This is a genomic window from Shewanella ulleungensis (genome assembly GCF_014648315.1).
Taxonomy (GTDB): domain Bacteria; phylum Pseudomonadota; class Gammaproteobacteria; order Enterobacterales; family Shewanellaceae; genus Shewanella; species Shewanella ulleungensis.
On sequence record NZ_BMQW01000012.1, the window covers coordinates 1 to 26630 of the forward strand.

Annotated in this window: 19 protein-coding genes and 1 rRNA gene; 15 read left to right on the forward strand and 5 right to left on the reverse strand. The window is 42.3% G+C overall.

Annotated elements, in window-relative coordinates:
- Positions 1–118 (reverse strand): 16S ribosomal RNA (locus IEY40_RS17495); the annotation flags it as partial.
- A 568-nt stretch (positions 119–686) separates the two neighbouring features.
- Positions 687–2114, reverse strand: a complete 1428-nt coding sequence (gene ccoG / locus IEY40_RS17500; RefSeq protein ID WP_188958475.1) for a cytochrome c oxidase accessory protein CcoG — start codon at positions 2112–2114, stop codon at positions 687–689.
- 76 nt (positions 2115–2190) lie between these two features.
- On the opposite strand from ccoG, the gene IEY40_RS17505 reads away from it, so the two are divergent.
- The 3 genes from IEY40_RS17505 to IEY40_RS17515 all read left to right on the forward strand — a co-directional run bounded on the left by IEY40_RS17505 (position 2191) and on the right by IEY40_RS17515 (position 3964).
- Positions 2191–2538 carry a hypothetical protein gene (locus IEY40_RS17505; protein WP_188958477.1) on the forward strand — a complete coding sequence of 116 codons (348 nt, stop codon included), beginning with the start codon at positions 2191–2193 and terminating at the stop codon, positions 2536–2538.
- Between the two features lie 91 nt (positions 2539–2629).
- Complete coding sequence (locus IEY40_RS17510) at positions 2630–3544, forward strand: 1,4-dihydroxy-2-naphthoyl-CoA synthase (RefSeq protein WP_188958479.1); 915 nt, start codon at positions 2630–2632, stop codon at positions 3542–3544.
- 198 nt (positions 3545–3742) lie between these two features.
- Positions 3743–3964, forward strand: coding sequence for a DUF2061 domain-containing protein (locus IEY40_RS17515; protein ID WP_188958481.1), 222 nt, complete (start codon positions 3743–3745; stop codon positions 3962–3964).
- 50 nt (positions 3965–4014) lie between these two features.
- On the opposite strand, the gene IEY40_RS17520 is transcribed toward IEY40_RS17515, so the two are convergent.
- Complete coding sequence (locus tag IEY40_RS17520) at positions 4015–5979, reverse strand: beta-galactosidase (protein WP_188958483.1); 1965 nt, start codon at positions 5977–5979, stop codon at positions 4015–4017.
- Positions 5980–6245: 266 nt separating this feature from the next.
- On the opposite strand from IEY40_RS17520, the gene IEY40_RS17525 reads away from it, so the two are divergent.
- On the forward strand, positions 6246–8381 hold the full coding sequence (locus IEY40_RS17525; protein ID WP_188958485.1) for an alpha-galactosidase: 2136 nt from the start codon (positions 6246–6248) through the stop codon (positions 8379–8381).
- Between the two features lie 87 nt (positions 8382–8468).
- Here the strand turns inward: IEY40_RS17525 and IEY40_RS17530 are convergent, their stop codons facing one another.
- The gene (locus IEY40_RS17530; RefSeq protein WP_188958487.1) at positions 8469–9167 is read right to left on the reverse strand and encodes a FadR/GntR family transcriptional regulator; all 699 of its coding nucleotides are present in this window, start codon (positions 9165–9167) and stop codon (positions 8469–8471) included.
- A gap of 192 nt (positions 9168–9359) precedes the next feature.
- On the opposite strand from IEY40_RS17530, the gene IEY40_RS17535 reads away from it, so the two are divergent.
- The 3 genes from IEY40_RS17535 to IEY40_RS17545 are packed head-to-tail and all read left to right on the forward strand — an operon-like array spanning position 9360 to position 12001.
- Positions 9360–10127: an SDR family NAD(P)-dependent oxidoreductase gene (locus IEY40_RS17535; protein ID WP_188958489.1), complete on the forward strand. Its 768-nt coding sequence runs from the start codon at positions 9360–9362 to the stop codon at positions 10125–10127.
- Position 10128: 1 nt separating this feature from the next.
- A complete protein-coding gene (locus tag IEY40_RS17540) occupies positions 10129–11091 on the forward strand; it encodes a 2-dehydro-3-deoxygalactonokinase (RefSeq protein WP_229777152.1) in 963 nt (320 codons plus the stop codon).
- The gene (locus IEY40_RS17545; protein ID WP_188958493.1) at positions 11084–12001 is read left to right on the forward strand and encodes an SMP-30/gluconolactonase/LRE family protein; all 918 of its coding nucleotides are present in this window, start codon (positions 11084–11086) and stop codon (positions 11999–12001) included. Before IEY40_RS17540 ends, IEY40_RS17545 begins: the two co-directional genes overlap by 8 nt.
- A 47-nt stretch (positions 12002–12048) precedes the next feature.
- Here IEY40_RS17545 and glpD read toward each other — a convergent pair whose 3' ends face one another.
- The gene (glpD, locus tag IEY40_RS17550; RefSeq protein WP_188958495.1) at positions 12049–13572 is read right to left on the reverse strand and encodes a glycerol-3-phosphate dehydrogenase; all 1524 of its coding nucleotides are present in this window, start codon (positions 13570–13572) and stop codon (positions 12049–12051) included.
- A 240-nt stretch (positions 13573–13812) separates the two neighbouring features.
- Here glpD and IEY40_RS17555 point away from each other — a divergent pair, with 240 nt between their 5' ends.
- The 8 genes from IEY40_RS17555 (at position 13813) to IEY40_RS17590 (ending at position 26260) form a co-directional block, all read left to right on the forward strand.
- On the forward strand, positions 13813–14862 hold the full coding sequence (locus tag IEY40_RS17555; protein ID WP_188958497.1) for a UDP-glucose--hexose-1-phosphate uridylyltransferase: 1050 nt from the start codon (positions 13813–13815) through the stop codon (positions 14860–14862).
- Positions 14855–16003 (forward strand): galactokinase, encoded by a 1149-nt coding sequence (galK, locus tag IEY40_RS17560; RefSeq protein ID WP_188958499.1) that lies wholly within the window; start codon positions 14855–14857, stop codon positions 16001–16003. The genes IEY40_RS17555 and galK overlap by 8 nt, the downstream gene beginning before the upstream one ends.
- 112 nt (positions 16004–16115) lie before the next feature.
- Positions 16116–17456 carry an alpha/beta hydrolase family protein gene (locus tag IEY40_RS17565; protein WP_188958501.1) on the forward strand — a complete coding sequence of 447 codons (1341 nt, stop codon included), beginning with the start codon at positions 16116–16118 and terminating at the stop codon, positions 17454–17456.
- Between the two features lie 360 nt (positions 17457–17816).
- Complete coding sequence (locus IEY40_RS17570; RefSeq protein ID WP_188958503.1) at positions 17817–20579, forward strand: TonB-dependent receptor; 2763 nt, start codon at positions 17817–17819, stop codon at positions 20577–20579.
- Between the two features lie 118 nt (positions 20580–20697).
- On the forward strand, positions 20698–22221 hold the full coding sequence (locus IEY40_RS17575) for a tryptophan halogenase family protein (protein WP_188958506.1): 1524 nt from the start codon (positions 20698–20700) through the stop codon (positions 22219–22221).
- 9 nt (positions 22222–22230) lie between these two features.
- Positions 22231–22992, forward strand: coding sequence for a SapC family protein (locus tag IEY40_RS17580; protein ID WP_188958508.1), 762 nt, complete (start codon positions 22231–22233; stop codon positions 22990–22992).
- Between the two features lie 34 nt (positions 22993–23026).
- The gene (locus IEY40_RS17585; RefSeq protein ID WP_188958510.1) at positions 23027–24478 is read left to right on the forward strand and encodes an SLC5 family protein; all 1452 of its coding nucleotides are present in this window, start codon (positions 23027–23029) and stop codon (positions 24476–24478) included.
- Between the two features lie 180 nt (positions 24479–24658).
- Positions 24659–26260, forward strand: coding sequence for a methyl-accepting chemotaxis protein (locus IEY40_RS17590; RefSeq protein WP_188958511.1), 1602 nt, complete (start codon positions 24659–24661; stop codon positions 26258–26260).
- The last annotated feature ends 370 nt before the right edge of the window (positions 26261–26630 follow it).

A 26630-nucleotide genomic window follows, 5' to 3' on the forward strand; every position in this document is an offset into this window, starting at 1 on the left:
TCACCCGTCCGCCGCTCGTCAGCAAAGTAAGCAAGCTTACTTTCTGTTACCGCTCGACTTGCATGTGTTAGGCCTGCCGCCAGCGTTCAATCTGAGCCATGATCAAACTCTTCAATTAAAGTTTTTTTGTTCGACTACGTCGAACGGCTCAATGAATTCTACTGTCATAATTCGCTTCGCTCAAAGAGCTTACAAATTACTCACTACATTGCTGTAGTGTCATATTACTATGAACATTCTCATCATTGAGTTAAATTTTTGATTGCCTACATTCCGAAGAACAAGAAGACAATTTCGAATAACTCAATACCTGTGAATGTCCACACAGATTTCTTGTTTAGATTGTTAAAGAGCGTACTAATACCAAAAGAATCAATCTTTCGCTTAGTGGCCGTTGACGCTAGGTCGTTGGCTTGGGCTGCGTATTCTACGCTTTCCCGGGTTGGCGTCAAGTGTTTTTTCAAACTTTCTTTTCGCCTTGAAGGTTTCAATTTGAATCCTTCAAACTGACTCGTCATTGGCGTGAGCCGCTTGCCGTGTCAGTGGTTGCGCATTATAGGGAGCTAAAAATATTGTGCAAGCGTAAAAAGCAGAAATATTGCAAAAACATGACCGAGAGGTGTTTTTTCAATCGAAAAGAACAAAAAAGGGACTATTCGTCCCTTTTTGGTCTATTTTGCTAGGTTCTAGCCGCCAAAGAAACGGGTTTCCTGTTTGATTTCTATTGGGCTACCATCTATTTGTGCACTGATCTTAATGTCTATCTTGGTAATGGTTCTTTTTAGTTCAATAGGGTCAACTGCGATACTAATAGGTAGAGTTAATACTTCACCCGCGTCAATCGCAACATGTTGTGGGCCTATCCACTGAGCATTTGCTAAGCCTTCTACGCTTAAGTCATATTCTTGCGGTTGTTCCGTCTTATTAAGGATTTTAATAGTGAAGGTGTTTTCAGTTAAACCTTGGTTGTTCTCACGGAATAATGAATTACGATCACGGATAACATCCATACGTACTGGCGCAATGGTCGCACTGGCATATACAAAAACAAGTACCATTACGGTGAGAACTACGCCATAACCTACTAGTTTAGGCCTTAATACTTTCTCTTCTATATTGTCGAGTTTGTTTTCGGTGGTATAACTAATCAAGCCTTTCTCGTAACCCATGCGCTCCATTGTGTTGTCGCACGCATCGATACACGCACCACAGTTAATACATTCGTATTGCAAGCCATTACGAATATCTATCCCCGTTGGGCATACCTGCACACACAAGTCACAGTCTATACAATCACCTAAGCCCATCTCTTTAGGATCTTGCTTACGCGTTCTTGGGCCTCGTGTTTCACCGCGCTTGGTGTCATAACCTACTATATAGGTATTTTTATCAAACATAGCAGCTTGGAAGCGAGCATACGGACACATATGAATACACATGATTTCACGCATCCAACCGGCATTGCCATACGTCGCGAGGGTAAAGAAGATTACCCAAAAATAGATCCCACCACTGGCATTAAGTGTTATGAAGTCGATATAGAGTTCACGACTTGGTACAAAGTAAGAAACGAATGTGGTAGCTGTGAGTAATGAAATCAGTATCCATGAGGTGTGTTTAGCCACTTTGCGCCATAACTTATCAACACTCCACGGCATTTGATCTAGTTTGATACGTTTATTACGTGCACCTTCGAATTTCTCTTCAAACCAAATAAAGATAAAGGTCCATACTGTTTGTGGACAGGTATAACCACACCAAACCCGACCAAGGTAGGTTGTAACAAAAAAGAGGCCAAATGCGGCAATCATAAATAGTGCAGCTAGTAAGGTCAGATCTTGTGGCCAAATAGTTAAACCAAACACGTGAAACTTTTGCTCTGCTAAATTAAACCATACAGCTTGACGCTCTCCCCAAGGTAGCCAGGGTAGTAATAGAAAGAATAACATTGCTATCCATCCCATCTGACGACGTAATTTAGTCCACATACCATCAATGGCGCGGACATAAATACGGTTGCGCGGATTGAAACGGTCTGCTTTACTGGCATCAGGTTGATGGATTTTGATACGTTGTTGTTTGGAGAAATCCTTGGGGTTAGATTCTTTCGTCATTTTACAGCCTTACTGCTTTAATATTGAACGATAACTAGCTTATTATATAGGTAATAACACATTATTGGATAAAAAGATGAGAGGTTGGATAGGTTTAGCAATTATCGCTGGCGTTGTTTATTATTTCGCGACAGAAACTGACAAACTTGATAAGCCAATTAATGACATCACAAGCATGTTTACTAAGGCTGACAAAAAATTGGATTCGATGACGGGAACAAAAATCATCCGTGTCGACAAGCATATTCCACAAGTTAAAGCTGAAATTTATGAGCGATTATCGACGATAGAAATTCGCGAGTTAGATGGCATATTTGTGAGTAATGAGAGTATTGCTGAGTTTAAAGGTCAATATTGTCATAGCAGTGCCCGCCACCCTGTTTTTAGCAAAGAGAATCTACAATTTATTTGCGATAAAATCTGAGTGAGTTAACGCTTTTACGGTAACAAATTGACCTAAGTATCAAATAAGCCTAGCCTTTGTGTAATATCTACAATAGGGGCTAGGTTTTTTTATGACACAATCACAACCTGAATCAGTATCAGACATCTTTGACCCAGCCTTGTGGGATGCTGTCGAAGGATTCAACTTTGAAGACATCACTTATCATCGCGCAAAATCTCAGGGTACCGTTCGTATCGCAATCAACCGCCCAGATTGCCTTAATTCATTTCGCCCTAAAACAGTAGACGAGCTATTTGTGGCTCTAGATCATGCTAGACAATGGTCTGATGTGGGTTGCGTGCTATTAACTGGAAATGGTCCTTCGGCAAAAGGGCAGTACTCATTTTGTGCGGGCGGGGATCAACGCATTCGTGGCAAAGATGGTTATAAATACGAAGGCGCTGAAGAAGGCCGGCCTGATCTCGCTCGTATGGGGCGCCTGCATATACTAGAAGTGCAACGGATGATACGCTTTATGCCAAAAGTGGTCATTGCTGTTGTACCCGGTTGGGCTGTTGGCGGCGGCCACAGCTTACATGTAGTGTGTGATTTAACGTTAGCGTCTAAAGAGCATGCGGTATTTAAACAAACGGACCCTGATGTAGGAAGTTTTGATTCCGGATACGGCAGCGCTTATTTAGCGAAGATGATTGGCCAAAAGCGCGCTCGAGAGATCTTCTTCCTAGGCTTTAATTATACCGCAGAAGAAGCCTTTAATATGGGCATGGTTAACCGTGCGATTCCTCATGCTGAACTTGAAACAGAAGCATTAGCTTGGGCCAAAGAGATTAACTCAAAATCGCCTACGGCGATGCGCATGCTTAAATATGGCTTTAACATGACTGATGACGGTTTAGTTGGCCAGCAACTGTTTGCGGGAGAAGCAACACGTTTAGCCTATGCGAGCGAAGAGGCTCAAGAAGGTCGTGATGCGTTTCTAGAGAAACGAGACCAGGATTTTTCCCGTTTTCCTTGGCACTACTAAGGCTGAGTTTACCTGCTAAGCGGGAAACTAGAGCACTGCAACCTCATCAATAATAACAGCCCTTCCCAAGGGCTTTTATTACTTTACATATTAAAGAATAAACCTAATCGAAATTTCCATTTGAAACAATCGAATCAACCCCCTTTACATGATAATGATAACTGTTATCATTTAATTAAATCAAACGGGGGATTCACCATGAAAAAGACCATTAGCTTTGCAATATTACACTTCAGCGTTGCATTTACGATTACTTACTTATTAACAGGAAGTATTATTATTGGCGGTACGATTGCCTTACTAGAACCCGCGGTAAACACAGTAGTGTTCTATTTCCATGACAAAGTATGGAAGAACATTGAGTCAAAACAGGCCCATGCAGTAGAGATATCAGCAGAGTCGGCTCAGCTTGCGAGCTAGTAACATCATGATTAACTAATAACCATGATGTTACTAAAGTAAAAGCAAAATTAAATGAGTTTAATGATTGCTACGTCATAAGCTGCGAGATCTGCACAGCCTAATACATATTGGCCTTGTAACGCACTAGGTGCGGTTTGTGAATAGCCAGCATAGTTAAATAAATAAGCATAATTACCACGCTGCACAAGACGCATATCTTTTGGTAACGTAATAGTGACTAACCCTAATTCCGCAGCCAAAACAGTAAAATACTCTAGTAAAAACGAATCACAAGTGAGTGTCGCCACATAGCTAGTATTTTGATAACGCGCAACAGCAGGACTACCGTCATGATAAGTTGCGACAACATTAACACCATCAGCAAGTTCTAGCTCTTCTCGCCAACACTGACTTTCAAACTCAACCCCGTTAAAATGCAATACTTCACTACAATCAGGACGAATGGTTTCAGTCGATAACACTTTTACAGGTACTAATGCCTGAAATACTCCTGGCGCTAGCGTAGGCACTAATGACAATTCATCGGTTTTACTACCAGAGCGCGGGCCAATCAGCAGATGTACATTAGCTTGCTGACATTTATCAACAAATGCTTGTGGCACGATGGGTAAACACGGTGCAACCACGAGACTATACTGAGTTAAATCATGGTCTACTGACACAAAATCAACTGCTAACCCTAATTGACGTAACGCTGAATAGTAAGCAAACTCAACCCGTTGATGATTATAACTGTCACCTTGGCGTTCTATTTCAGTCACCCACTGGCTATTAGCACCCGTTACAATCGCCACTTTAGCTTGTACAGGATCACTAGAACTAAAGTTTACCTTGGCTAATTCATCACGCATTTGCTCCACTTCAGACCAGGCAGCAGCTTTTGAATTGTCGTTACGTTTAATACCTGCGTGCATTTGCTCTTGAGCAAATGGCACTTGGCGCCAGCGGAAATAACATACGCAGTCGGCGCCGTGAGCAAATGCTTGCCACGACCATAGCCTGACCATGCCTTTTTCAGGACGCGGATTATGATGCGCCCAGTTTACAGGGCCTGGTTGTTGCTCCATGACCCAAAAGTTCTTATTGCTTACGCCACGACTTTGATCAAACGAGTAGCTTGAGAAATCAGGATGACCTGTACGCATGTAAGGTTTAAATTGTTCCGCTGGCATATGTTTAAAGAACATATCTGAACGACCCAACGGATAATTATCATAACTAACAAAGTCGAGGTTTTTCGCTAACGCAAAGTTATCGGCCTGCGTGTCTACCAGCGGGATAAAGTTGTGGGTGACAAAACGATTAGGGGCATGGGCACGAATAATGTCAATCATCGCATCATGAAACTTAACCACTTGGTCTGAGCTAAAACGACGATACGCCAATTGATGTGCAGGGTTAGTTTCGGTCACAGCTAAAATAGGCAGCTCAATTTGTTCAAAGTCTTGATATTCCATCGACCAAAACACATTGCCCCATGCAGTGTTAAGTTTTTCAACATCATGTTGATAATAATCCTTACACCACTTCTGAAACGCCAGCTTGGCCACTAACGAACCGCTATGTGTTGTGTCATGACACGCAATCTCGTTGTCGGTTTGCCAACCACATACACTGGGGTGCTTACCGTAACGCTCCGCAATCACCGCTGAAATACGCATGGCTTCACGGAAATAATTTTCGCTAGAAAAATCATAATGACGACGCGAACCAAAGCCACGAGTGGTGCCGGTGTTAATGTCTACAGGTAAAATATCTGGGTATTTATCGATTAACCATTTAGGGGGCGTTGCTGTTGGGGTGCACATGATCACCTGCAGTCCTTCATTGGCAAGCGCTTCAATAGCACGGTCTAACCATTCAAAAGAATACTCTCCGTCGCGAGCTTCAATTCTAGACCACGCAAACTCACCAATTCGCACGTACTGCAATCCAAGCTGACGCATTTCTTTCGCGTCTTGTTGCCACATAGATTCAGGCCAATGCTCTGGGTAATAGCAAACTCCTAACATGTTAATCTCCAATAAATTGTGCGTAAAACCTCAGACTAAAACTAGAATCAAAGTCATTTATTCTAGTTTTATCAGCATTAATAGGGGTTGTTTAACGAATTTTTAATGACAGATAATATACTAACTTAGTATTTATATGATATATAGTATTTTAAGTAGCTAGTTCAGTGTTGTTGCGGATATTAGTGGCTCAATCCATTGTATTACGTTTTAATTATGCAGCACAGAACGGTTAAACGAGACTCTCAATCAAGGAATGTTTACTCATGTCGCATCATCCACAATTCGTTTTGCTAAATGGCCAGCACACCAGCTTGGTTATTGATTGCAACAATAAAACCCCAGCAATCTTATATTTTGGCAAAAAGCTATCGTCAAAAACCACCTACGACATGATGAAACAACTCAGCACAAGGCAAGAGGCTAAGTGTTCTGTAGTGATTGAGGCACCGATTTCGCTGTCGCCTTTAATGGGCGAAGGCTTTACTGGTGCTCCAGGTATTGAAGTGTTTGATAACAATATGGCTTGGTCTATTGGCGGTACATTAACTTCAATTACCCAACCGTCTGCTAACGAAGTGATTTTTGAATCTATCGATAGTTTGCGCAGTTTGAGTGTCAAACATCACCTAACTTTACATCCACACTCTGACGTTCTTAGTGCAACCACCGAGCTAACTAACTTAGGCAATGACGCTGTTAATGTGAACTGGTGCGCAGCGCCAACAATCCCGATGCCGCTACACATCGACCAAATAATGTCTTTTGAAGGCCGTTGGTCAAATGAGTTTCAACGCAAATCATTCGACATGTTCTTGGGCAGCTTTGTACGTGAAAACCGCAAAGGTAAAACTTCGCACGACAACTTCCCAGGTATGGTTATGCATAACAAGTTGACCCACGAGCAAGGTGGAGAATGTTATGGCTTCCACTTAGGTTGGAGTGGAAACCATAAAATGCGCGCTGAATTACTGGCAGAAGGTCGCAGTTATGCGCAATTAGGCGAGTTGTTAATGCCAGGTGAGCTAGCCCTAGCGCCCAATGAGTCTTATACAAGCCCAACACTTTATACCGCATACTCAAACCAAGGCTTTAGTGGTTTGTCGCATAATTTTCATCAGTTTGTACGTCAATCATTAATCACCGATAAAGTGCGCCAAAAACCGCGACCAGTGCATTACAACACCTGGGAAGGGATTTATTTCGACCATGATGTCGCTGTATTACAGTCGTTAGCGACTCAAGCTGCCGATATTGGTGCAGAGCGCTTTGTACTCGATGACGGTTGGTTTAAAGGCCGTCGTGGTGACTTTGCCGGTTTGGGTGACTGGACTGTTGACCGTGAAATTTATCCAGACGGTTTGCAGCCATTAATAGATCATGTCAACAAAGTGGGCATGGAGTTTGGTTTATGGTTTGAACCAGAAATGGTTAACCCAGACAGTGATTTGTATCGTAAGCATCCAGAGTGGGCACTGCAAACTGCAGGTAACGAGCAACTCAAATTTAGAAAACAGTTGGTACTAGATATGACCAACCCAGCGGTAACAGACTATTTATTTAATGCTATTAACGATATTTTGGTCGAATATCCGCAAATAGTCTACATAAAATGGGACATGAACCGAGACTTAAACCATGCGGGTAACCTCGCGGGCAAACCTGCGGTACACCAACAAACACTGGCCGCTTATGCATTAATTGAACGCCTAAAACAAGCAAACTCACATGTTGAAATAGAAAGCTGCTCGTCTGGTGGCGCTCGTGTTGATTACGGCGTACTGCGTTATACCGACCGAGTTTGGACATCTGATTCAAACGATGCATTAGACCGACTTACTATTCAACGTGGTTGCTCATTCTTCTTTCCTGCTGAAGTAATGGGCGCGCACGTGGGTCCACGTGATTGCCATATTACAGGCCGCAACATTAGTATTGCCATGCGCGCAGCTGTAGCGTTTTTTGGTCATATGGGTATCGAAATGGACCCGCGAGAATTAACCGATGACGAACGTCAGCAGCTGAAACAGATTATTAAACTGCACAAACAACATCGTCAATTAATCCATAGTGGCAAGCTAGTACGCTTGAATACTGATGGCGACTCAATCAATTTTGGTATCGTTAACGCTAACCAATCACAGGGGTTATTTGCTTATAACAGCGTAAAAGAAACCCAACGCACTAACCCACCTAAATATCATTTTTCCGGATTAGATGCTGACAAAAATTACACCCTGTCACTGGTGTGGCCTGCTGGATTTTCATTCTACTCGCAATCAATATTAAGCGTAATAGAAAACCAAACCTTTAGCGGTGAAGCGCTAATGACCTTTGGCATGCAATTACCTATTACCTTCCCACAGACATCACTAATTTTTAAATTAAACGAAGTGAAGTAACAAGTTATACCTATTCAACTTATCCCCATAAGCAAAAGAGCATCTATTTAGATGCTCTTTTTTTATTATAGCGTTGTCCGTTAATGATTATAACTTCGACTCAATCAACTCAAGCGCTTCTTCTAAAATCATCGACACTGCTGCGCGTGTTTGTTGTGGATTACGTGCTTTTATCGCTTCAAAAATCTCGGCATGTTTTTGTACATCAGCACCTGGTACACCTTTAATTTTATTGGTGTAGCGAATGCTGACTCTAAGCGCTGTGCTGATAAACTCGGTCAACTGCACAAAAAAACGATTGCCACTGGCAATCAAAATACTGGTATGAAAAGCAATGTCGGCCTCTAACGGATCATCTAACCCTTGCTCCGCTTCTACCATGCGATCTAGGGCTTTTTCGATAGAAGCAATTTGTTCGTCCGACGCATTCATGGCAGCGAGTGCTGCGGCTTGAGGCTCTAACGCAACACGTACTTGGGTAAATTCTTTTAATAACGCTAATGACGGTTTGCTGCTTAAAATCCACTTTAATACATCGGTATCAAACATGTTCCAATTACTTTCAGGCAACACTCGGATACCTTGCTTAGGACGCGATGATATCAAGCCCTTAGCAGACAGCATTTTGACCGCTTCACGAGTAGAACTGCGGCTTACATCATATTCGATGCATAAATCAGCTTCAGACGGCAAACCTTCACCAACAGGATAGACCCCTTTTACAATGGCAATACCTAGATCGTGGGTGAGCTGATGAGTTAAATTTTGACGCGGTGAAGTGTTCATGCCTTTTACTGTCCAATATTCAGTACATAAATCTGTTATATCATATTTAAATGCAATAACGATATAACTTTGTTTTACTCGTTGTTAATGTTAAAAATAACTAAAAATAAATATTATTTATCGGATTAAGTTGTTAATCCAAAGTACCGCTAGTTAACCATAATCAAAAATAATAGGTTTGGAGCGTTATCTGTGAGTCAGTCCACTCAGTACCAAGACTTAACAAACAAAGTCATTTTTATTACCGGCGGAGCCAGTGGTATTGGGGCCGCAATGGTTGAAGCCTTTGCCCGCCAACACGCCAAAGTGGCCTTTATTGACATAGACCAACAAGCAGCAGATAGGCTTAAGCAAAAGCTGACACAATATGACCTCACCTCTATCTGGTTTCGGGCTGTTGATGCCACCGATTCAGAGTCACTCCAGTTAGCAATTAGAGACGTTGCTAAGCACTTTGGCCGCTTCGATGTGCTAATTAACAATGTCGCCAATGACGCACGCCAGGATGTCGAAACTATTTCTGCACATGACTGGCACAAATGCATGCAAATTAACCTAGACCCAGCCTTTTTTGCCTCTCAAGCAGCGTACACCCAAATGAAACTCCAGCATTCGGGCAGCATTATTAACTTCAGCTCCATTACTGCATTATTAGGCTCGCAACAAATGACAGGCTACGTTACCGCAAAAGCAGGATTAATCGGCATGACACGTTCATTGTCTCGTGAATTTGGTGAAGCAGGGATTCGCGTCAATGCTATTTTACCGGGATGGGTGGCGACAGAAAAACAGCTCGCAAGTTGGCTTACTGAGCAAGAAGAACAAAAATGGACTGATGCCATGGCATTAAAACGCCGTATTACCCCTGAAGATGTCGCTAAGTTAGCACTTTTTTTAGCATCCGATAACAGTGAACTCATCACCGGGCAGTGTATAAATATTGACGGTGGGAGAGCCTAGTTTGTTTACTGAACATCAACACTTTATTGCGGTAGATTGGGGTACAAGTCATCTACGCGCTTACCTGTGTTTGGCTGAAGCCAATAAACCGCTTACTGTACTTGAACAAGGCAACAATGTTGGCGTAAAGAAAATCACTACTGATTTTCAAACAACGTTAATGGATAGTGTAGCGCCTTGGGCAACACATTTTGGTAAATTGCCCATTTTGATGATAGGTCAAATAGGTTCCAGTATCGGCTGGAAAGAAACCCAATACTTAGCCTGTCCAATTTCGCCGACGGAAGTGATTAGCGCAGGTACTCGATTTAATTGCCTAGGTCATCAAGTGACTATTTATCCGGGGTTACGCTGCCAATTACACAACCATCTACATGATTCTATGCGCGGCGAAGAGTTCCATTTGCTTGGTTGGTTAGCCATGGCACCACAACATTTACACGGACGGCATTTAGTATGTTTACCAGGTACTCATACTAAATGGGTATTAATTGAAGATGGCAAAGTAGTGTTATTTAAAACGGCACTAACGGGTGAGTTGTATGACTTACTGTCTTCTAATAGTGTGCTTATTCAAGAAAAAGTGTCTGATTTAGAGTTTGATTTTGATGCCTTTATTCAAGGAGCAGATTTTAGCCTATCTTCTGCAACAGACAACTTCGCTCATGGATTATTCAGTGTCCGCAGCAAACAATTATTTGAGGGATACACAACAAAACAAGCCCACGCGTATTTGTCAGGTTTGCTTATTGGTGGCGACGTGCGCGCCGCAAAATATGCTACTGAGTGGCAATTAACCCAATTAAGCTCGGTGGCCATTATTGGCCCGCCCCACCTAAATAAATGCTTTGCTAAAGCACTTAATTTTTGCAATATCAACACGACATTATGGGATGTCACCGAAGCAACGCTCGCGGGCTTTAATGTGGTATATCAACAAGCAATAAAAGCTAATAATGATTAGTATTTCATCTTGTATTGGTGAGTTGATTCAGGTTATTCCCTCACAAAATCAATTAGGGGAAAATGCCTTATGGCACCCGCAACATCGCGCAATTTATTGGATAGATATTATGGCGGGCAACATCCATAAATACAGTATCGATAACCAAACTCACCAACAATATCACTTACCTTACCGCATCGGCAGTTTTGCATTTTTAACAGACCAGAATGAATATCAAGTAATTGTGGCATTTGAGCAAGGGTTCGCGCTATATCATCTTGAAAACCACGCAATGACCTGGCTTAGCCAACCAGAAATCACACAGCTTGGTAATCGTTTTAATGATGGTCGAACCGATCGTTACGGCAATTTTTGGGCTGGCACCATGGTAGAAACACGCCATACACCAGACCAACAAGGTAGCCTTTATCGAGTCGACCACCTAGGGCAACACCATAAAATCTTTAGCGACATTATGATATCGAACGGCCTATGCTGGAGCCCAGATGGCAGTATCATGTATCACGCAGACTCTGAGCGCCATTGTATTTATCGGTATAATTACTGCCAGCAAAGCCATGAGTTAAGCCAAAAGCAGATTTTTGCTACAACAGAAAATCATGTATTTCCAGATGGCTCAACCGTGGATTCAGAAGGCTTTATGTGGAATGCTCAATGGGGGGATCATAGCGTTGTACGCTATAACCCAGAGGGAGAGATCGTTGAAAAGCTAATTATTCCTGCGGTACAACCATCGAGCGTGGCAATCGGTGGGCCTAACTTAGATTGGCTAATAGTCACCACATCTCGCATCGAATTATCGCCACAAGAATTACTAGACTATCCGTTATCTGGCAATGTATTTATTTACCAATTACATAACGTCACAGGCATTGTCGACACACCTTGTAGCGTGTTAAAAACCTAAACCAAAGCACCAATATCAATAAAAAAATATTGGTGCTTAAAGCTCACTTAACCCGCTTGTTGATGAGACTCAACAACTTTTACCTGAGCAGCCTGCATATAGTCGCTCAGACATTGTTGTTGCTCAGGCGAAAAATGTAATCCAAGCTTAGTTCGACGCCACAGTACATCATGGCTAGAGCAAGCCCATTCGTTTGCCATCACATAATCAACTTCTGCTTGATAAAGTCCATGACCAAAATCGATACCTAATGCCTCAGCCGAACTTGCATCATTTAAAATATATTGCGTTCTCGCACCGTATGTTCGTAATAAGCGACTGATGCACTTAGGCGCCAACCACTGATATTGTTGCTGATAAATACGAGTTAATTCGGCTAGGTGACTAAAATCACCACCGGGTAATACTTGCTGTGCAGTCCAAGCTTTGCCCATGTTAGGGTGAAACGGCTTTAGGCGATTCACCGCCGCTTCCGCCAATTTACGATAAGTGGTAATTTTACCGCCAAATACCGACAACAATGCCGCTTTTCCTTTAGGGGCATCAACAATAAAGGTGTAATCACGCGTAACTGATTGAGCCGATTCAGACTCATCATCCATTAAAGGTCTCACGCCAGAAAAAGTATGAACAATATCCTGTTCATTGATCGTGGTTTTAAAATAATGATTCGTGATGTTAACCAGATAATCAATTTCTTGTTGATCAATCTTCACATCTTTTGGGTCACCATCAAAATCAACATCCGTGGTACCAATTAATGAAAAATCATCTTCAAACGGGATTACGAATACAATTCGCTGATCTTCATTTTGTAAAATATAAGCATGTGGTTGCTGGTGGATTTTAGGCACTACAATATGACTGCCTTTTACTAAACGGATTTTTTGCGGTGAAGGCTGCTTGATAACATGACTAAATAAGCTCGATACCCAGGGACCAGAAGCATTAACCACGGTTTTAGCCAGTACATCTCGCACCGATTGATCTACTTGGCTTTGTAAAGTTAAGCGCCATAATTCACCTTGACGCTCAGCATTAGTGCATCGAGTTTGAGTACAAATTTGCGCACCTAACTCTTTTGCTGCCAACGCATTTAACACCACCAAACGAGAATCATCTACCCAAGCATCGGAATATTCAAAACCTTGAATGAAACTTGGCTTTAACGGGCTATCGACACCAAAAGTGATTTTTTTTGAACCGCTTAAAGTTACGCGAGACGCTAAATTATCATATAAAAATAATCCAAGACGGATCATCCATGCAGGACGTAAATGCGCCTGATGTGGGAGTCTAAAAGTTAATGGGGTAATTAGATGTGGCGCTTTTTTTAAGAGCACTTCACGCTCAGCTAAGGCTTCTTTGACTAAGCGAAATTCATAATGCTCTAAATAACGTAATCCGCCATGAATCAACTTACTACTATTAGATGAGGTCGCCGAGGCTAAATCGTTTTGTTCACATAGCAACACATTCAATCCACGCCCTACAGCATCGGCCGCTATTCCAACACCGTTTATGCCGCCACCTATAACGACAACATCGACTATTTCTATATCGGCTTTCATTTACTTACCCACCCACAAATAAATATGATAAATAATATATATTAACTACATCATAGAGTGACTCACCTCTCATTGACAAGCACAATTAGAAAGATCTTGCCGAAACTGATTACATCTTGTTAAATAAAAAACTTAATAGTAGTATTTATCATATAAATTAAATTTATGTAATTTATCATCGCATGAGTGTTGCCTACAAAACGGTATGGCAACAGCATAAACATAGATAAAAGGATTGCTATGAGCCAGTTTGAATTTACCCACAGACGAAAAAACCCGTTAACGGGTAATTGGGTATTAGTGTCGCCACACAGAAATAACCGTCCATGGTTAGGTGCGACTGAAAAAAATGCCCCTTCAAACCTGCCAGAACACGATGAAACATGCCCATTGTGCCCGGGTAATCAACGCGCAAACGATGTCCATAATCCTGACTATGACAAAACGTTTGTGTTCACTAACGACTTTGGCGCTCTTACCCCTCAAGTCGCTGAGCAAGCAACACAACTTGAAACAAATCCATTATTTGAAATAGAAGCTGCCACGGGTGAATGTCGAGTAATTTGCTTTTCACCTAAACACAATAAAACCTTACCAGAGCTGCCTGCTAATGAGATTAAAGACGTTGTCGACACCTGGAAGCAGCACTATGTAGAACTGTCTGCCCAGTATTCTTGTGTGCATATTTTTGAAAACAAAGGCGCCGTAATGGGGTGTTCACAGCCGCATCCACATGGACAGGTTTGGGCTCATAACCATTTATCGACAGAAATCCAATTAGAACAAGCCAACCAACATCAATATCAACAAACTCACGGCAGCAATTTACTGGCAGATTATGTTAAGCGTGAAATTGCCGACGGTGAACGCGTGGTTTACCAAAATGACCATTGGTTAGTTGTAGTGCCATTTTGGGCTGCATGGCCATTTGAAACCTTATTAGTGAGTAAGGATGACGTTCGTCATTTTGGTCAATTAACGGAGGCTCAAGCAACTGCACTCGCTGACGCCATAAAAGTACTCACCACTCGTTATGACAACGTGTTTAATTGTAGCTTCCCCTACTCTATGGGGTGGCACTGCGCTCCGAGTGACTTAAACGATGACAGCCACTGGCGTATGCATGCACATTTTTATCCACCGTTATTGCGCTCAGCTACGGTAAAAAAACACATGGTCGGCTATGAAATGTTAGCCGAAAGCCAACGCGATTTAAGCCCAGAAACCGCTGCAAAAATATTAAAAAATGCCAGCGACGTACACTACACCGAAGGAAATCAACATGACTAACAACGCGCTACAGGCATTGTTTACCCAGCAATATGGATCTGATGCGCAAGGTGTAGTTAGCGCACCCGGCCGTGTTAATTTGATAGGTGAATTTACCGATTATAATCAAGGGTATGTTTTACCTTGTGCCTTAACATTTCGTACCCAGGTGCTTTATCGTTTGCGCCACGACAATAGCGTTAATGTTATATCGACCATGTATCCAAAAGAGCAAGAAGGCTTTGAGGTTAATCAAACCATCACCCAAGGTAGCTCACAATGGGGAAATTACATTCGGGCAGTCGCTTTTGTCCTGAACCGTGCAGGCCACCAGCTAAAAGGGGTTGATTTACTGATAGAAAGTAATGTACCTCAAGGCAGTGGTTTATCATCGTCCGCCGCGCTTGAAGTTGCTATTGCAGGTATGTTCAATCACGTTTGTGGTTTGAACCTTAGCGAAGAGCAAATTGCACTATTTGGACAAGAAGCTGAAAACGACTTTATGGATTGCAAATGCGGCATTATGGATCAGCTCATTTCAGCTAAAGGTCAACAAGACCAAGCCTTATTGATTGACTGTCAAAACCTACAAACTCAAGCGGTAACGATTCCTACCGACTTATCAATTGTGATTGTTAATTCAAACTATCCACGCAAGTTAGTCGACAGTGAATACAACCAACGCCGCATAGACTGTGAACAAGCCGCAAGCAAAATGGGCTTAACCACATTACGCCACGCTAATTTAGAGTTATTAACACAAACAAAACCGCAAATGAGCGCAGACGAATTTGCCCGCGCCCATCATGTTATTACCGAAAACGACCGCGTGATAGCCGCCACCAAAGCGCTAGCCAATAACGACATTGAACAACTGCGAATATTGATGACCGCATCGCACCAGTCACTCAAGCATGACTTTGAAGTCACTGTGCCAGCAACCGATGGCTTAGTACAAATTTGCCAACAAGCATTAGGCGATCGCGGCGCTGTTCGTATGACTGGTGGCGGGTTTGGCGGTGCGATCGTTTGCTTATGCCGTCACGAAGATGTAGCGGTTATTAAACAAGCTGTCGAGCAGCATTATTTTACCCAATTTAATCTGCAAGCAGACATTTATGTGTGCACTGCTGGCAATGGACTAACAGTAAAACAATACTAGAAGCACACTCTATTGGTACATCAATATGCTATGCCGGCGTGAATTAGCGCCTGCATAGTCATAGCCTAATTGATACTTATAGAAGTGAACAACCGAAAAGGACAGCATCGATATGTATAAAAAAACGCTCAGCTGCGCAGCATTAATATGGTTAAGTAGCACCACCGTCGTAACGGCAAACACACAAAAACCAGACACCAATGCAGCACCTCAACCTGAGCAACTTTATCCGACATTGCTGCCTAAAGAAGCCTTGCCCGAATTAGCTCAAACTGGCCAATATCCAGTTGGAGTAAAAACCGTGCAGCTTGTGAACAAACAACAATATAACCCTAGCAGCCAAACTCTTGAAGACCGTAAGTTAACCGTAGAGGTCTGGTACCCAACCAATAAAACCCCCACAACCACACCTAAAGCGATTTACAGTGACGAAACGCGCTTAGGGCTACCGTTTGCACTACAAGGTAATGCGACCCGCGATGCTGAAGTGGTTAATTTAACCGGCCAGCCCTTTCCATTAGTGGTGTTATCGCACGGCTATACCGGTTATCGCACCATTATGTTTTACCTTGCCGAGCATTTAGCATCACACGGCTATGTAGTTGCAGCAATCGATCACACTGACTCAACTAATGCTGACGTCGACATGGTCAATGCACCCTTTAGCGGTTTTTTTAGCACATTACTTAATCGCTCACGTGATCAGCAATTTACTCTTGATTACTTTAGTGGCACAGACAACTTTGTTAACAATATAATCGATACTCAACGTGCTGGATTAATTGGTTACTCAATGGGTGGCTATGGAGCAGTGAACACTATCGGCGGTTGTTATCAATTTAATCAACAAACCGCAGCCACTTTTACCGGCAGTAAAGATGTCAATGTCATTAATGGCGCTATCGCATTACTCAATACTTGCGCTGGTGGTCAACAGACACCGGCAAAAGTCGACTCTAAATGGAAAGCCATGATAGCCATGGCACCTTGGGGAGGAAACTATCAACTGTTTAATCCTGAGTCACTTGCCAAGATCACCACGCCAACTTTATATGTATCAGGCGATCTTGATGATATTTCAGGGTACAAAGGTATCCAATCGCTATACCAACAAACCGGTAGCGACAATACTTATATGCTTACCTATCACAATGCACGCCATAACATAGCGCCTCATCCTGCACCACAAGTTGCTTACCAAAATGAAATAGACCTTGGCCATTACTTTGAGCCAGCATGGAGCAACGCTCAACTCAACACCATCAATAAACACTTCGCATTAGCCATGATGGATTGTCACGTTAAAAATCAAAAAGATAAATGCGAATTTTTACAGCTCAATGGCCAATCAAACGAACAAGATACTCAAGGAAATCCAACCCCCGCCTGGAAAGGATTTGCCCATCGCTACGCGACAGGCATGTCATGGGATATGAAACAGCCTAAGTCTTAGGCATTTAGCTATTACCATTCTGAAAATAAACTGTCTGTTTTTGACAGTTTATTTTTAAGGAATCATCGTTCTTAATTAACAAACCATCAACAAAAATTAGGCTTAGCCACGTTGAGTACAACCAGGCAAAACAGACGCAAGTTAATGATAAACAAGTAAAAATAATAAATAAAAATACAGGCGCTTATAATCGTTATGCAATTATGGCTCAAAATAGAGTCAAAAAATAATAAGAGACTGTCATCACATTGTTAAGAAAAGGTTGATATCTAACCTTAATTACTATATTTATAAGATAAATAAGCTTTAATTAAAAACAAGATTTATAAAAAAGCAACAACATCAACTGGGGGAAGAAAAATGTCTACAAAAGGAATCGCTACTTTTGGCAAGAGGACAACGTTAGCACTTGCTATTGCTGGGGCAATAGGCAGTGTTCACGGAGTGACAGCAGCTGAAGCTGAAACTCAAGCCAATGAGCAAATTGAAGTCATTGCTGTAAAAGGGATCCGCAGCAGTCTAAAAAATTCTATGGCCGACAAGAAATCCGCTTCTGTGGTTTCAGATGGTATTTCGGCAGAAGATCTGGGTAAATTTCCAGACTTAAACGTTGCTGAGTCATTACAGCGTATTACAGGTGTCTCTATTGACCGTAGCGGTGGTGAAGGTCAAGCCGTTACTGTTCGTGGTTTTGGTCCACAATTTAACACGGTACTAGTTAACGGCCGCCAAATGGCAACCGACAGCGCAGGCCGTGAGTTTAACTTCGACATTTTAGCTGCAGAGCAAATCACCGGCGCGAATGTATACAAAACAACCAATGCGAGCATGCAAGAAGGTGGTATTGGCGGTACTATCGACCTAACAACTGCACGTCCATTTGATTACAGCGGATTGCAAATCGTAGGTTCTGTAAAAGGCATGTATGAAAGCCTTTCAGAAGACGTATCTCCTGCAGTTTCAGGCTTAATCAGTAACACCTTTAATGATGAAACCATGGGTGTGTTATTGGCAGTAAGCCACCAAGAACGTAGCGTCCAAATAAACCAAATCAACACAGCAGGCTGGCGCGGCGGTCAAACGATTTCTAACGCTCGTGATGGCGTATTGTTTACTAATGCCTATATCCCACGTAACTGGGACCAAATCGTTGACGAACAAGACCGTACCCGTACCAACGCCAGTTTAGTCTTTCAATATGCGCCATCAGACGATGTCAGTATTACATTAGACGGTTTTATATCTAAGTTTGAAGTAGACTCACAAGTTACCGATTTAGCATCATGGTTTGAACCAGACCGCGTCGGTAGTGCCACGATAGATCCATCTACCGGTACACTATTAACCTTTAGTCAAGATGTGGGCTTACATCAAGGCAGTGGCGATCCAGCAACTGACTTTGTGTCGCACACGCGTAACTCTCGAGATGTCACTAACAGCGGTGTTGGCTTAAATGTTAAATGGGATATCAATGAGCAATTAGTGGCTAAATTTGACGTGTCAAACTCAAATGCTGAAAACGATCGCGCTGGCCGTGACCGTTTTAACGTTGTGGGTATGACCAACAGTTATTCGTTTGATGGTACCGGCGGCGTGCCAACGGTAATACACGATGGATTTACAGGTGGCAGCTTGCCAGACGCGAATCTAGCGCGTTTACATTACAATGAAAAAGGCAATCAATTCACTGATGAAGATGAGATAACTGAATTCAAAGCTGATTTTGAATACACTCCAGATTCGTTAGTTTTCACCAAAGCTAAATTTGGTGTTTATCGTCAAGAACGTGAAAAGTCGAGCTATCAAATTTTTGGAAGTCAGTGTCAGTTCTGTGGTTACGGCACAGAAGCCCCAATCGACGCGATTGATTTTAGGCCATATACAGCAAGTAACTATTTCTCAGGCTTAATCGACACCTTCTACACCTATGACGGTGATGCGATGGTGGATTATTTAGCTGCAGAAGGTTATCCAATTACACCAACATTACAAAACAACCGTTATACCATTAATGAAGATGTGACCAGTCTTTACATGAACTTCACGTTTATGTATGACGTTGGCGATATGCCATTAACCGTTGATTTTGGTGCGCGCTACTCAAACACCGATGTTGATGTAAGTGCTGTACAAAGTTATATCTCAGACGTAGTCCCTACAAGTGATGCAACCTTATTTGCTAACGTGTATGGCCCAGCTAATGACATCACTCAAGGTACTTCTTACTCTAACTTATTACCAAGTTTGAACATTAAGTTAGATCTGCAAGATGATATGGTTTTACGCTTTGCTGTATATGACTCATTAACTCGCCCCACCATGTCACAGCTTTCTCCAGCGACAAACTTTAATGAGCCACGCCGTCAAAACTTAACAGCAAGTGGTGGCAACCCTGCACTCGAACCGTTCCGTTCTGAAAACTGGGATGTGTCTTACGAATGGTACTACGACGATGCGAGCTTATTTAGCTTTGCATTCTTCAGCAAAGAAGTTGACGATTTCATCGTGAGCTTAACCGGTGAAGAAACTTACCAAATGACCGATCGTAGTGGTCCTGACTTCAACTGTAGCACGACTAACTCAGACCTGTGTACAAGTGACGTTGTGGCGACCACAGAAGAGCTAAATGGTCAGTCTGAAGTGTATACAGTGACACGCCCACGTAACGGTGAGTCAGCACGTATTACCGGTTACGAAATTGCGTTAACTCACGTGTTCGACAACGGTTTTGGTGTAACCGCTAACGCTACCGTTGTAGATAGCAACGTTAAAGTGGATGCAAACTCTACCCAAAGCTTCGCGCTTGAAGGTTTAGGCGACTCACAAAACTTAATCTTGTTCTACGAGCAAGACAACTGGCAAGCACGTGTTGCATTTAACAACCGTGAAGGCTTTTTACGTCAGCTAGATAACGGCTTTAACGGTGAGCCAATTAAAACAGAAACTTTTGGTCAGTGGGATATTAGCGCGAGCTACGATATCAACGAAAACGTATCTGTTTTTGTTGAAGGTATTAACATCACTGAAGAAGAGTTAGTGCAAACGGGCCGCTTCGCCAACCAGATTTATTCGGTTGAAGACAACGGTTCTCGCTATGCGGTAGGGTTAAGAGGCAAGTTCTAAGTTATAAGCCTTAAAAAGACAGGTGCAAGCGCACCTGTCTTTTTGTTTATAACAAGACCGACAAACTTCACCTTGTGATAGTGTTTCAGCACTCAATTGCAAACAGGATGTTAACCCAATGGCAAAAGCAGTAAAAAAAATAATCATTGTGGGCGGCGGAACAGCGGGCTGGTTAACGGCTGCAATCATTGCATCGCATCATAAAAGCCAAACCGGTCAGGCGATAGACATAAGTTTAATCGAGTCGTCAGATATTCCTACAGTTGGTGTGGGTGAAGGCACCTGGCCAACCATGAAAAACACCCTACAACAGATAGGGTTGAATGAAAGTGAAGTCTTTAGAAAGTGTCATGCCACGTTTAAACAAGGCGGTAAATTTGTCAGCTGGGTACATGGCAATAACGACTTTTATTATCATCCTTTTACCGTACCTTTGGGATACGGTCGTCTCGATCTAGCGCCTTATATTGATAATATTAAAGATTACGCCGAACAAACTAATTTTCAACATGCTATTTGCGAGTCTGGTCTGGCGCCCCGCAGCATGGCAGAAGGTGACTATCAAGGCACATGTAACTATGCCTACCATCTTGACGCGGGCGCCTTTGCTGACTTGCTCAAACAACACTGTAAAACACAGCTCAATGTTAATCACATAATTGGTACTGTCGACCATGCGAGTGTCGATGAGCAAGGTAATATATGTAATGTAGCGCTTATCGATCAAGATCCTATCGAAGGTGACTTATTTATTGACTGCACTGGGTTTGCATCCTTATTGCTTGGAAAAACCTTAAACGTTCCCTTCACCAAACTCGACCATGTACTGTTTAATGACCGCGCAATCGCCATGCAAGTGCCATATGACAATGCAGACAGTCCTATTGCTTCACACACCATTGCCACAGCACAAGATTCAGGTTGGATTTGGGATATAGGCTTAACTCACCGTCGTGGCGTAGGTCATGTTTACTCAAGCCGTTTTATGAGTGACGAACAAGCAGAAGCCAATTTACGCCGTTACATTGGTCCTAAAGCAGACGGATTAACCGTCAAACATATTCGTTACCAAAGTGGCCACCGTGAACGTTTTTGGCAAAATAACTGTGTTGCTGTCGGTATGGCCGCTGGATTTGTTGAACCACTTGAAGCAACCGCGATAATGTTGATTGAAATATCAGCCCGCTACATTGCAGAAAACTTACCCGTTAACGATAAAATAATGGCATTAACAGCCAAGCGCTTTAATCAACAAATGGATTATCGTTGGGGTCGTATCGTCGACTTTTTAAAACTGCATTACATGTTAACTAAACGTCCAGAACCCTATTGGCAAGCACACTGTAATCCAGATTCTATCCCGCAAAGTTTACAAGACGACCTAAGCATGTGGGCATTTAGAGGTCCTACAAGCAAAGACTTTAATGGCCCAAATGAGCTATTCCCTGCGGCCAGTTATCAATATGTTCTTTATGGTATGGAGTTTACTCCAGACTACTCGCAACACGCCCACTTGTACCAACAACATGCGCAGGCGTCACAAATATTAAACCGTAATGTTCAGCTCACGCAGCAGATGCTCAATACCCTGCCGCCTCATCGTGACTTTATTGAACAATGGTTAACTCACTCTCAAAAGTAGAATAATAATATGAAAACACTGACAGAATTAACTCCGCAACAACATCAAGGTTTACGCATAACAGATGACTGTGCAATTCAATTTGCTCAGCAACAAAACATTATGAATCTGCGTGTCACTGAAGTTGGCCAAGCAGCTTGTTGTATGCCAATTTTTTATGTCCGCAATAGTCAAACAGGCCAATGGGTATTAACCGGTTTTACCAGTTTTGAGCAAGGAAGTAACTTGTTTATTGAGCAAGGTAAATGGACCGCATTACACACGCCAGCAAACATGCAAACCTTTCCTTTTTTCTTAATGAAGTCACCCGAAAACTCACAGCAATACACCATTGGTATTGATCAAACGCACTCAGTATTTTCAACCACCAGCGGCCACAATATTTTTGAAGCCAACGGCAAAGCATCACTGCATTTATCTAGAGTTAAAACGTTACTCGAAGCCGATATCAAAAACGATATTCGCACCCAAGAATTCAACCAACACATCAGCGAGCTCGGTTTATTACGTCCGATTAATATTTTGGTTCAACACCAAGACGGCAGCACACCAAGTTTATCTGGGTTGTACACCATCGATGAAGACAAACTGCAATCACTCGATAAAGAGACATTATTTGAACTGCACCACAAGGGGTATTTGGCGCCATTACAAGCAATGTTAATGTCATTATTTCAGCTTAACAGCCTGATTAAACGCCACAATAATGTTTCTACCTTACCGCCAATTAAAAATATAAAACTAGAAGTAAGTAAAAAAACGGCAGCATAACAATACCCAACACACGATTGGGAAAGGAAAAACAATGTCTGAAAACATGATCCAATTATCGGTATTTGCCTTTGTTACGGCAATTATTGGTTTATTAACTTACATGAAATGTCGCGGGGCAAACCGCCAACAGAGCACACAAAACAAAGAATACTTTTTAGCTGGGGGAGGCTTAAGTTGGGTGTTTGTTGCAGGCTCTATTACGTTAACAAATTTGAGCACCGATCAGCTTGTGGGGATGAACGGTAACCAAATGGCATTACTCGCTTGGTGGGAGTTTTCTGCTGTTATCGGGCTAATCATTTTGGCTAAATTGTTTTTGCCTGTTTATTACAAGTACAACTGTACTACAACCACCGAACTGTTAGAAAAACGATATAACAACAAACATATACGTGCAGTTATCGGCGCTATTTTCTTTTTAGGTAATGCATTTATCTACATGCCTGCGGTGATTTACTCAGGGGCGTTGTTTATGCAAACCATGTTTAATGTCGACATCCCATTAATGTATATTGCTGTCGCTTTTGCCACGCTGGGTGCGGTATATGCCTTCTTTGGTGGTTTGCGTGCGGTCGCAGTCTCAGACACTTATTCTGGTGTATTACTTTTAGGCATGGCCATATTTGTCGTGTTTTTAGCCTTAAATGCTATCAACTATGATTTCTCTGATATTCCAGCAGAACGATTAACCTTTATTGGTGACAATGACTCACCTCTGCCTTGGCATACCCTGCTCACAGGTATGATCTTCATTCAGATGTTTTACTGGGGCACAAACCAAACGATCACCCAACGCGCAATGGCAGCACCAACACTTAAAGAGGCTCAAAAAGGGGTGTTTGCAGCTGCCGGTATCCGTATTTTAATTGTCCCTGCGATTGTGGTTATCCCTGGTATAGTGTCATACAAGCTGTATGGCGATATCGGCGATGCAGCCTACGGGCGCATTGTTGGCGACTTAATGCCTACATGGTTAACTGGTGTGTTTGCTGCCGCTATGGCCGCTGCCGTTTTGTCGACCTACAACAGCTTGCTTAACTCAGCAACGGCGCTGTATGTTTGTGATATTCATGAGGCCTATATCAAGAAAGACCCTAACGTAGTGCGCTTGAGTGGTTGGGTAACCTTGTTATTGAGTATCCTGACATTAACTCTGGTCCCTATTTATCAACAAGCTGAAAGTATTATTAACTTATTACAACAGTTAAACGGCTTACTCAGCATGCCTATTCTGTCGATATTCATTGTCGGCTTAGTATTCAAGAATATTGATGCTCGTGCTGGTATTGGCGCGGTTATCTTTGGTGTGCTGCTATATGCCTCATTAACGTTTGAGTTTTCACCTTTCTACTCAAGCTGGCATTACATTCATTTAATGCCTGTGACGTTAGCAGCTTGCGTATCTTTTGCATTACTCACTAATCGGTTCGTCTTTGGTAAAAAAATCCAATTTGCCTCACGTGATGACCTCGAAGTGGCTTAAATTTCGGAGATATCACCCATAAAACGAGCACCTATATGGTGCTCATTTTTTTAACTTAAAGAAGTTATTAATCATGCCGATAGAACATATTAAGCCCCAGTGAGCTAATATAATTAAATCTGAACAAAAAGTGACGTTTATCCGGTCATAATCGTAAGACAAAAACTAAGGTACCTACCCATGCTTAATGCTTTTAACACTATCAAAGCGCGTATTCTATTAGGCTACGCTGCCACAGTGCTTATGACCTTAGTCGCCGCAGGACTACTGAGTAGTAGTAATCAAACAGTAAAACAAGAGGTTGCAGGGTTTGTAGATGGCACTTTACCTGCATTAAAAAGCATTACTAAAGTACAGAGCCATGCCAAAGAGTTAGTATTAATTGGGTACTCTCTTTATGGCACCACAATTAATGTCAGTGAGTTCAGTGAGCAAAAAAATGTACTGACACAAAATCTAAATCAACAATATCAGCAGCTCAATACCGTGACATCTGCGCAACTCATGCCGCAAATAGACGCCTTATATGCTGCCCTGTCGTCATTAGAAACCATCATGAGTAAACAATCTGTTGACTGGGATAATGCTCGCGAACAATTAAGTAAGCTCAATAATAGTGCCAATGAATTAAAAGACCGCCTTGATATTCTTGCACAAGACATTTCAGGCCAGGCTAGTCAAAATGCGATGAATATCCAAAATGAACTGGGCGATAATACATTACTAATATATGTGCTTGTGGGCTTAATGGTATTAGTTGCTGTGGGTGCATATTTAGCGGCACAAAAGCAAATTGCCAGTCCAATCCAACAGTTATCAAACGACCTGACTCGTATTGCGCAAAACCGTAATTTGAAAGCCAAACTTTCTGATGAATGTATAGTTGAGATCAGCAATGTAGCCACTAGCGTAAATGGGTTAATTAATGTATTCCGTTTGGGGATGAATGAAGTACACGATGCCATTGCAAGTATTAGTCAGACCGTAAACCAACTCAGTACCACCAGCGGTAAATCATCGGCCTCTGTCGATGAACTGCAATACACTATTGTGAGTTTAGTGGATGTGATGTCGCAACTTGAGCAACAAATGGAACAAAGCGTTGAACATTCACAAAGTGCATCAGACTCTGCTCAACAAGGTGCTCAAAGCATGGTTGAAGGGCAAAAAGAAGTAAAGCAAACGGCAGACAGCATTAGTGTGCTCGCTCAAGATATAGAAACAACAGCAAGCATGTTACTGACATTACAAAACTCAGGTAAACAAGTGGCAACGGTAGTAAAAACAATTGCCGACATTGCCTCACAAACTAACTTATTGTCATTGAATGCAGCGATAGAAGCCGCGAGGGCGGGCGAAACAGGAAGAGGTTTTGCGGTTGTAGCAGATGAGGTACGTACATTAGCCGTTCGCACACATAATTCGACAGTAGAAATCAACTCAATGCTTGCCAACATAGTCGAGTCGATTCAATCTGCAGTTGACAATATGGCGTCAAATCAACAAAAAGCACAGCAATCCGTATCATTAGCAAATCAATTAGTGTTAACACTTGAACAAAGCCGCCAGCTTATTCTATCACTGGCTACAGTTAGCCAAGAGTCAGCCATGCTAGCGCAAGCATCCCAACAACAAGCGCACACAGTTAAGCTTAAAGTACAAGATTTCACATTACTCGGGGAGTCTGTATCAGAGGGTAATCAACAGATTAGCGAAGCGGGTAATAAATTAAACAACCTTGCCAGTAAATTAACCAAAACCGTTGACCAATTTGAACGCTAAACACAGTAACGACATTAATTATCTCAGCGGTTTTTGTTTTCACCAAATCCAAAAACCGCTCAACGAGACTATCAATAGCGCTAAAACAAATAAGTCACAAAGCCATATTGTTAAATAGCTAAACACGCACCCACGGTATAAATCAAGCATCACTCATTGGCAGCTTAAGCTGCCGCTGTAAGCAAGATTAATTACCGCCAAATCTATCTCACGACCGACACTCACTCAAAAATGTAATCCAATAGGTTGTGTCTAAACCATTATTCAATTTACGCTTTTACAATGCTTATACCATTCCGCATTAATAAGTGACCATTCAGAATGCATCCAGCGGTTTTTGATTAAGGCGTCGCGATGTAGTAATGGTTGT

Coding starts and splice junctions, on each gene's coding strand:
- ccoG (WP_188958475.1), bottom strand. CDS start 2,114: ATGACGAAAGAATCTAACCCCAAGGATTTCTCCAAACAACAACGTATC.
- IEY40_RS17505 (WP_188958477.1), top strand. CDS start 2,191: ATGAGAGGTTGGATAGGTTTAGCAATTATCGCTGGCGTTGTTTATTAT.
- IEY40_RS17510 (WP_188958479.1), top strand. CDS start 2,630: ATGACACAATCACAACCTGAATCAGTATCAGACATCTTTGACCCAGCC.
- IEY40_RS17515 (WP_188958481.1), top strand. CDS start 3,743: ATGAAAAAGACCATTAGCTTTGCAATATTACACTTCAGCGTTGCATTT.
- IEY40_RS17520 (WP_188958483.1), bottom strand. CDS start 5,979: ATGTTAGGAGTTTGCTATTACCCAGAGCATTGGCCTGAATCTATGTGG.
- IEY40_RS17525 (WP_188958485.1), top strand. CDS start 6,246: ATGTCGCATCATCCACAATTCGTTTTGCTAAATGGCCAGCACACCAGC.
- IEY40_RS17530 (WP_188958487.1), bottom strand. CDS start 9,167: ATGAACACTTCACCGCGTCAAAATTTAACTCATCAGCTCACCCACGAT.
- IEY40_RS17545 (WP_188958493.1), top strand. CDS start 11,084: ATGATTAGTATTTCATCTTGTATTGGTGAGTTGATTCAGGTTATTCCC.
- glpD (WP_188958495.1), bottom strand. CDS start 13,572: ATGAAAGCCGATATAGAAATAGTCGATGTTGTCGTTATAGGTGGCGGC.
- IEY40_RS17555 (WP_188958497.1), top strand. CDS start 13,813: ATGAGCCAGTTTGAATTTACCCACAGACGAAAAAACCCGTTAACGGGT.
- galK (WP_188958499.1), top strand. CDS start 14,855: ATGACTAACAACGCGCTACAGGCATTGTTTACCCAGCAATATGGATCT.
- IEY40_RS17565 (WP_188958501.1), top strand. CDS start 16,116: ATGTATAAAAAAACGCTCAGCTGCGCAGCATTAATATGGTTAAGTAGC.
- IEY40_RS17570 (WP_188958503.1), top strand. CDS start 17,817: ATGTCTACAAAAGGAATCGCTACTTTTGGCAAGAGGACAACGTTAGCA.
- IEY40_RS17575 (WP_188958506.1), top strand. CDS start 20,698: ATGGCAAAAGCAGTAAAAAAAATAATCATTGTGGGCGGCGGAACAGCG.
- IEY40_RS17580 (WP_188958508.1), top strand. CDS start 22,231: ATGAAAACACTGACAGAATTAACTCCGCAACAACATCAAGGTTTACGC.
- IEY40_RS17585 (WP_188958510.1), top strand. CDS start 23,027: ATGTCTGAAAACATGATCCAATTATCGGTATTTGCCTTTGTTACGGCA.
- IEY40_RS17590 (WP_188958511.1), top strand. CDS start 24,659: ATGCTTAATGCTTTTAACACTATCAAAGCGCGTATTCTATTAGGCTAC.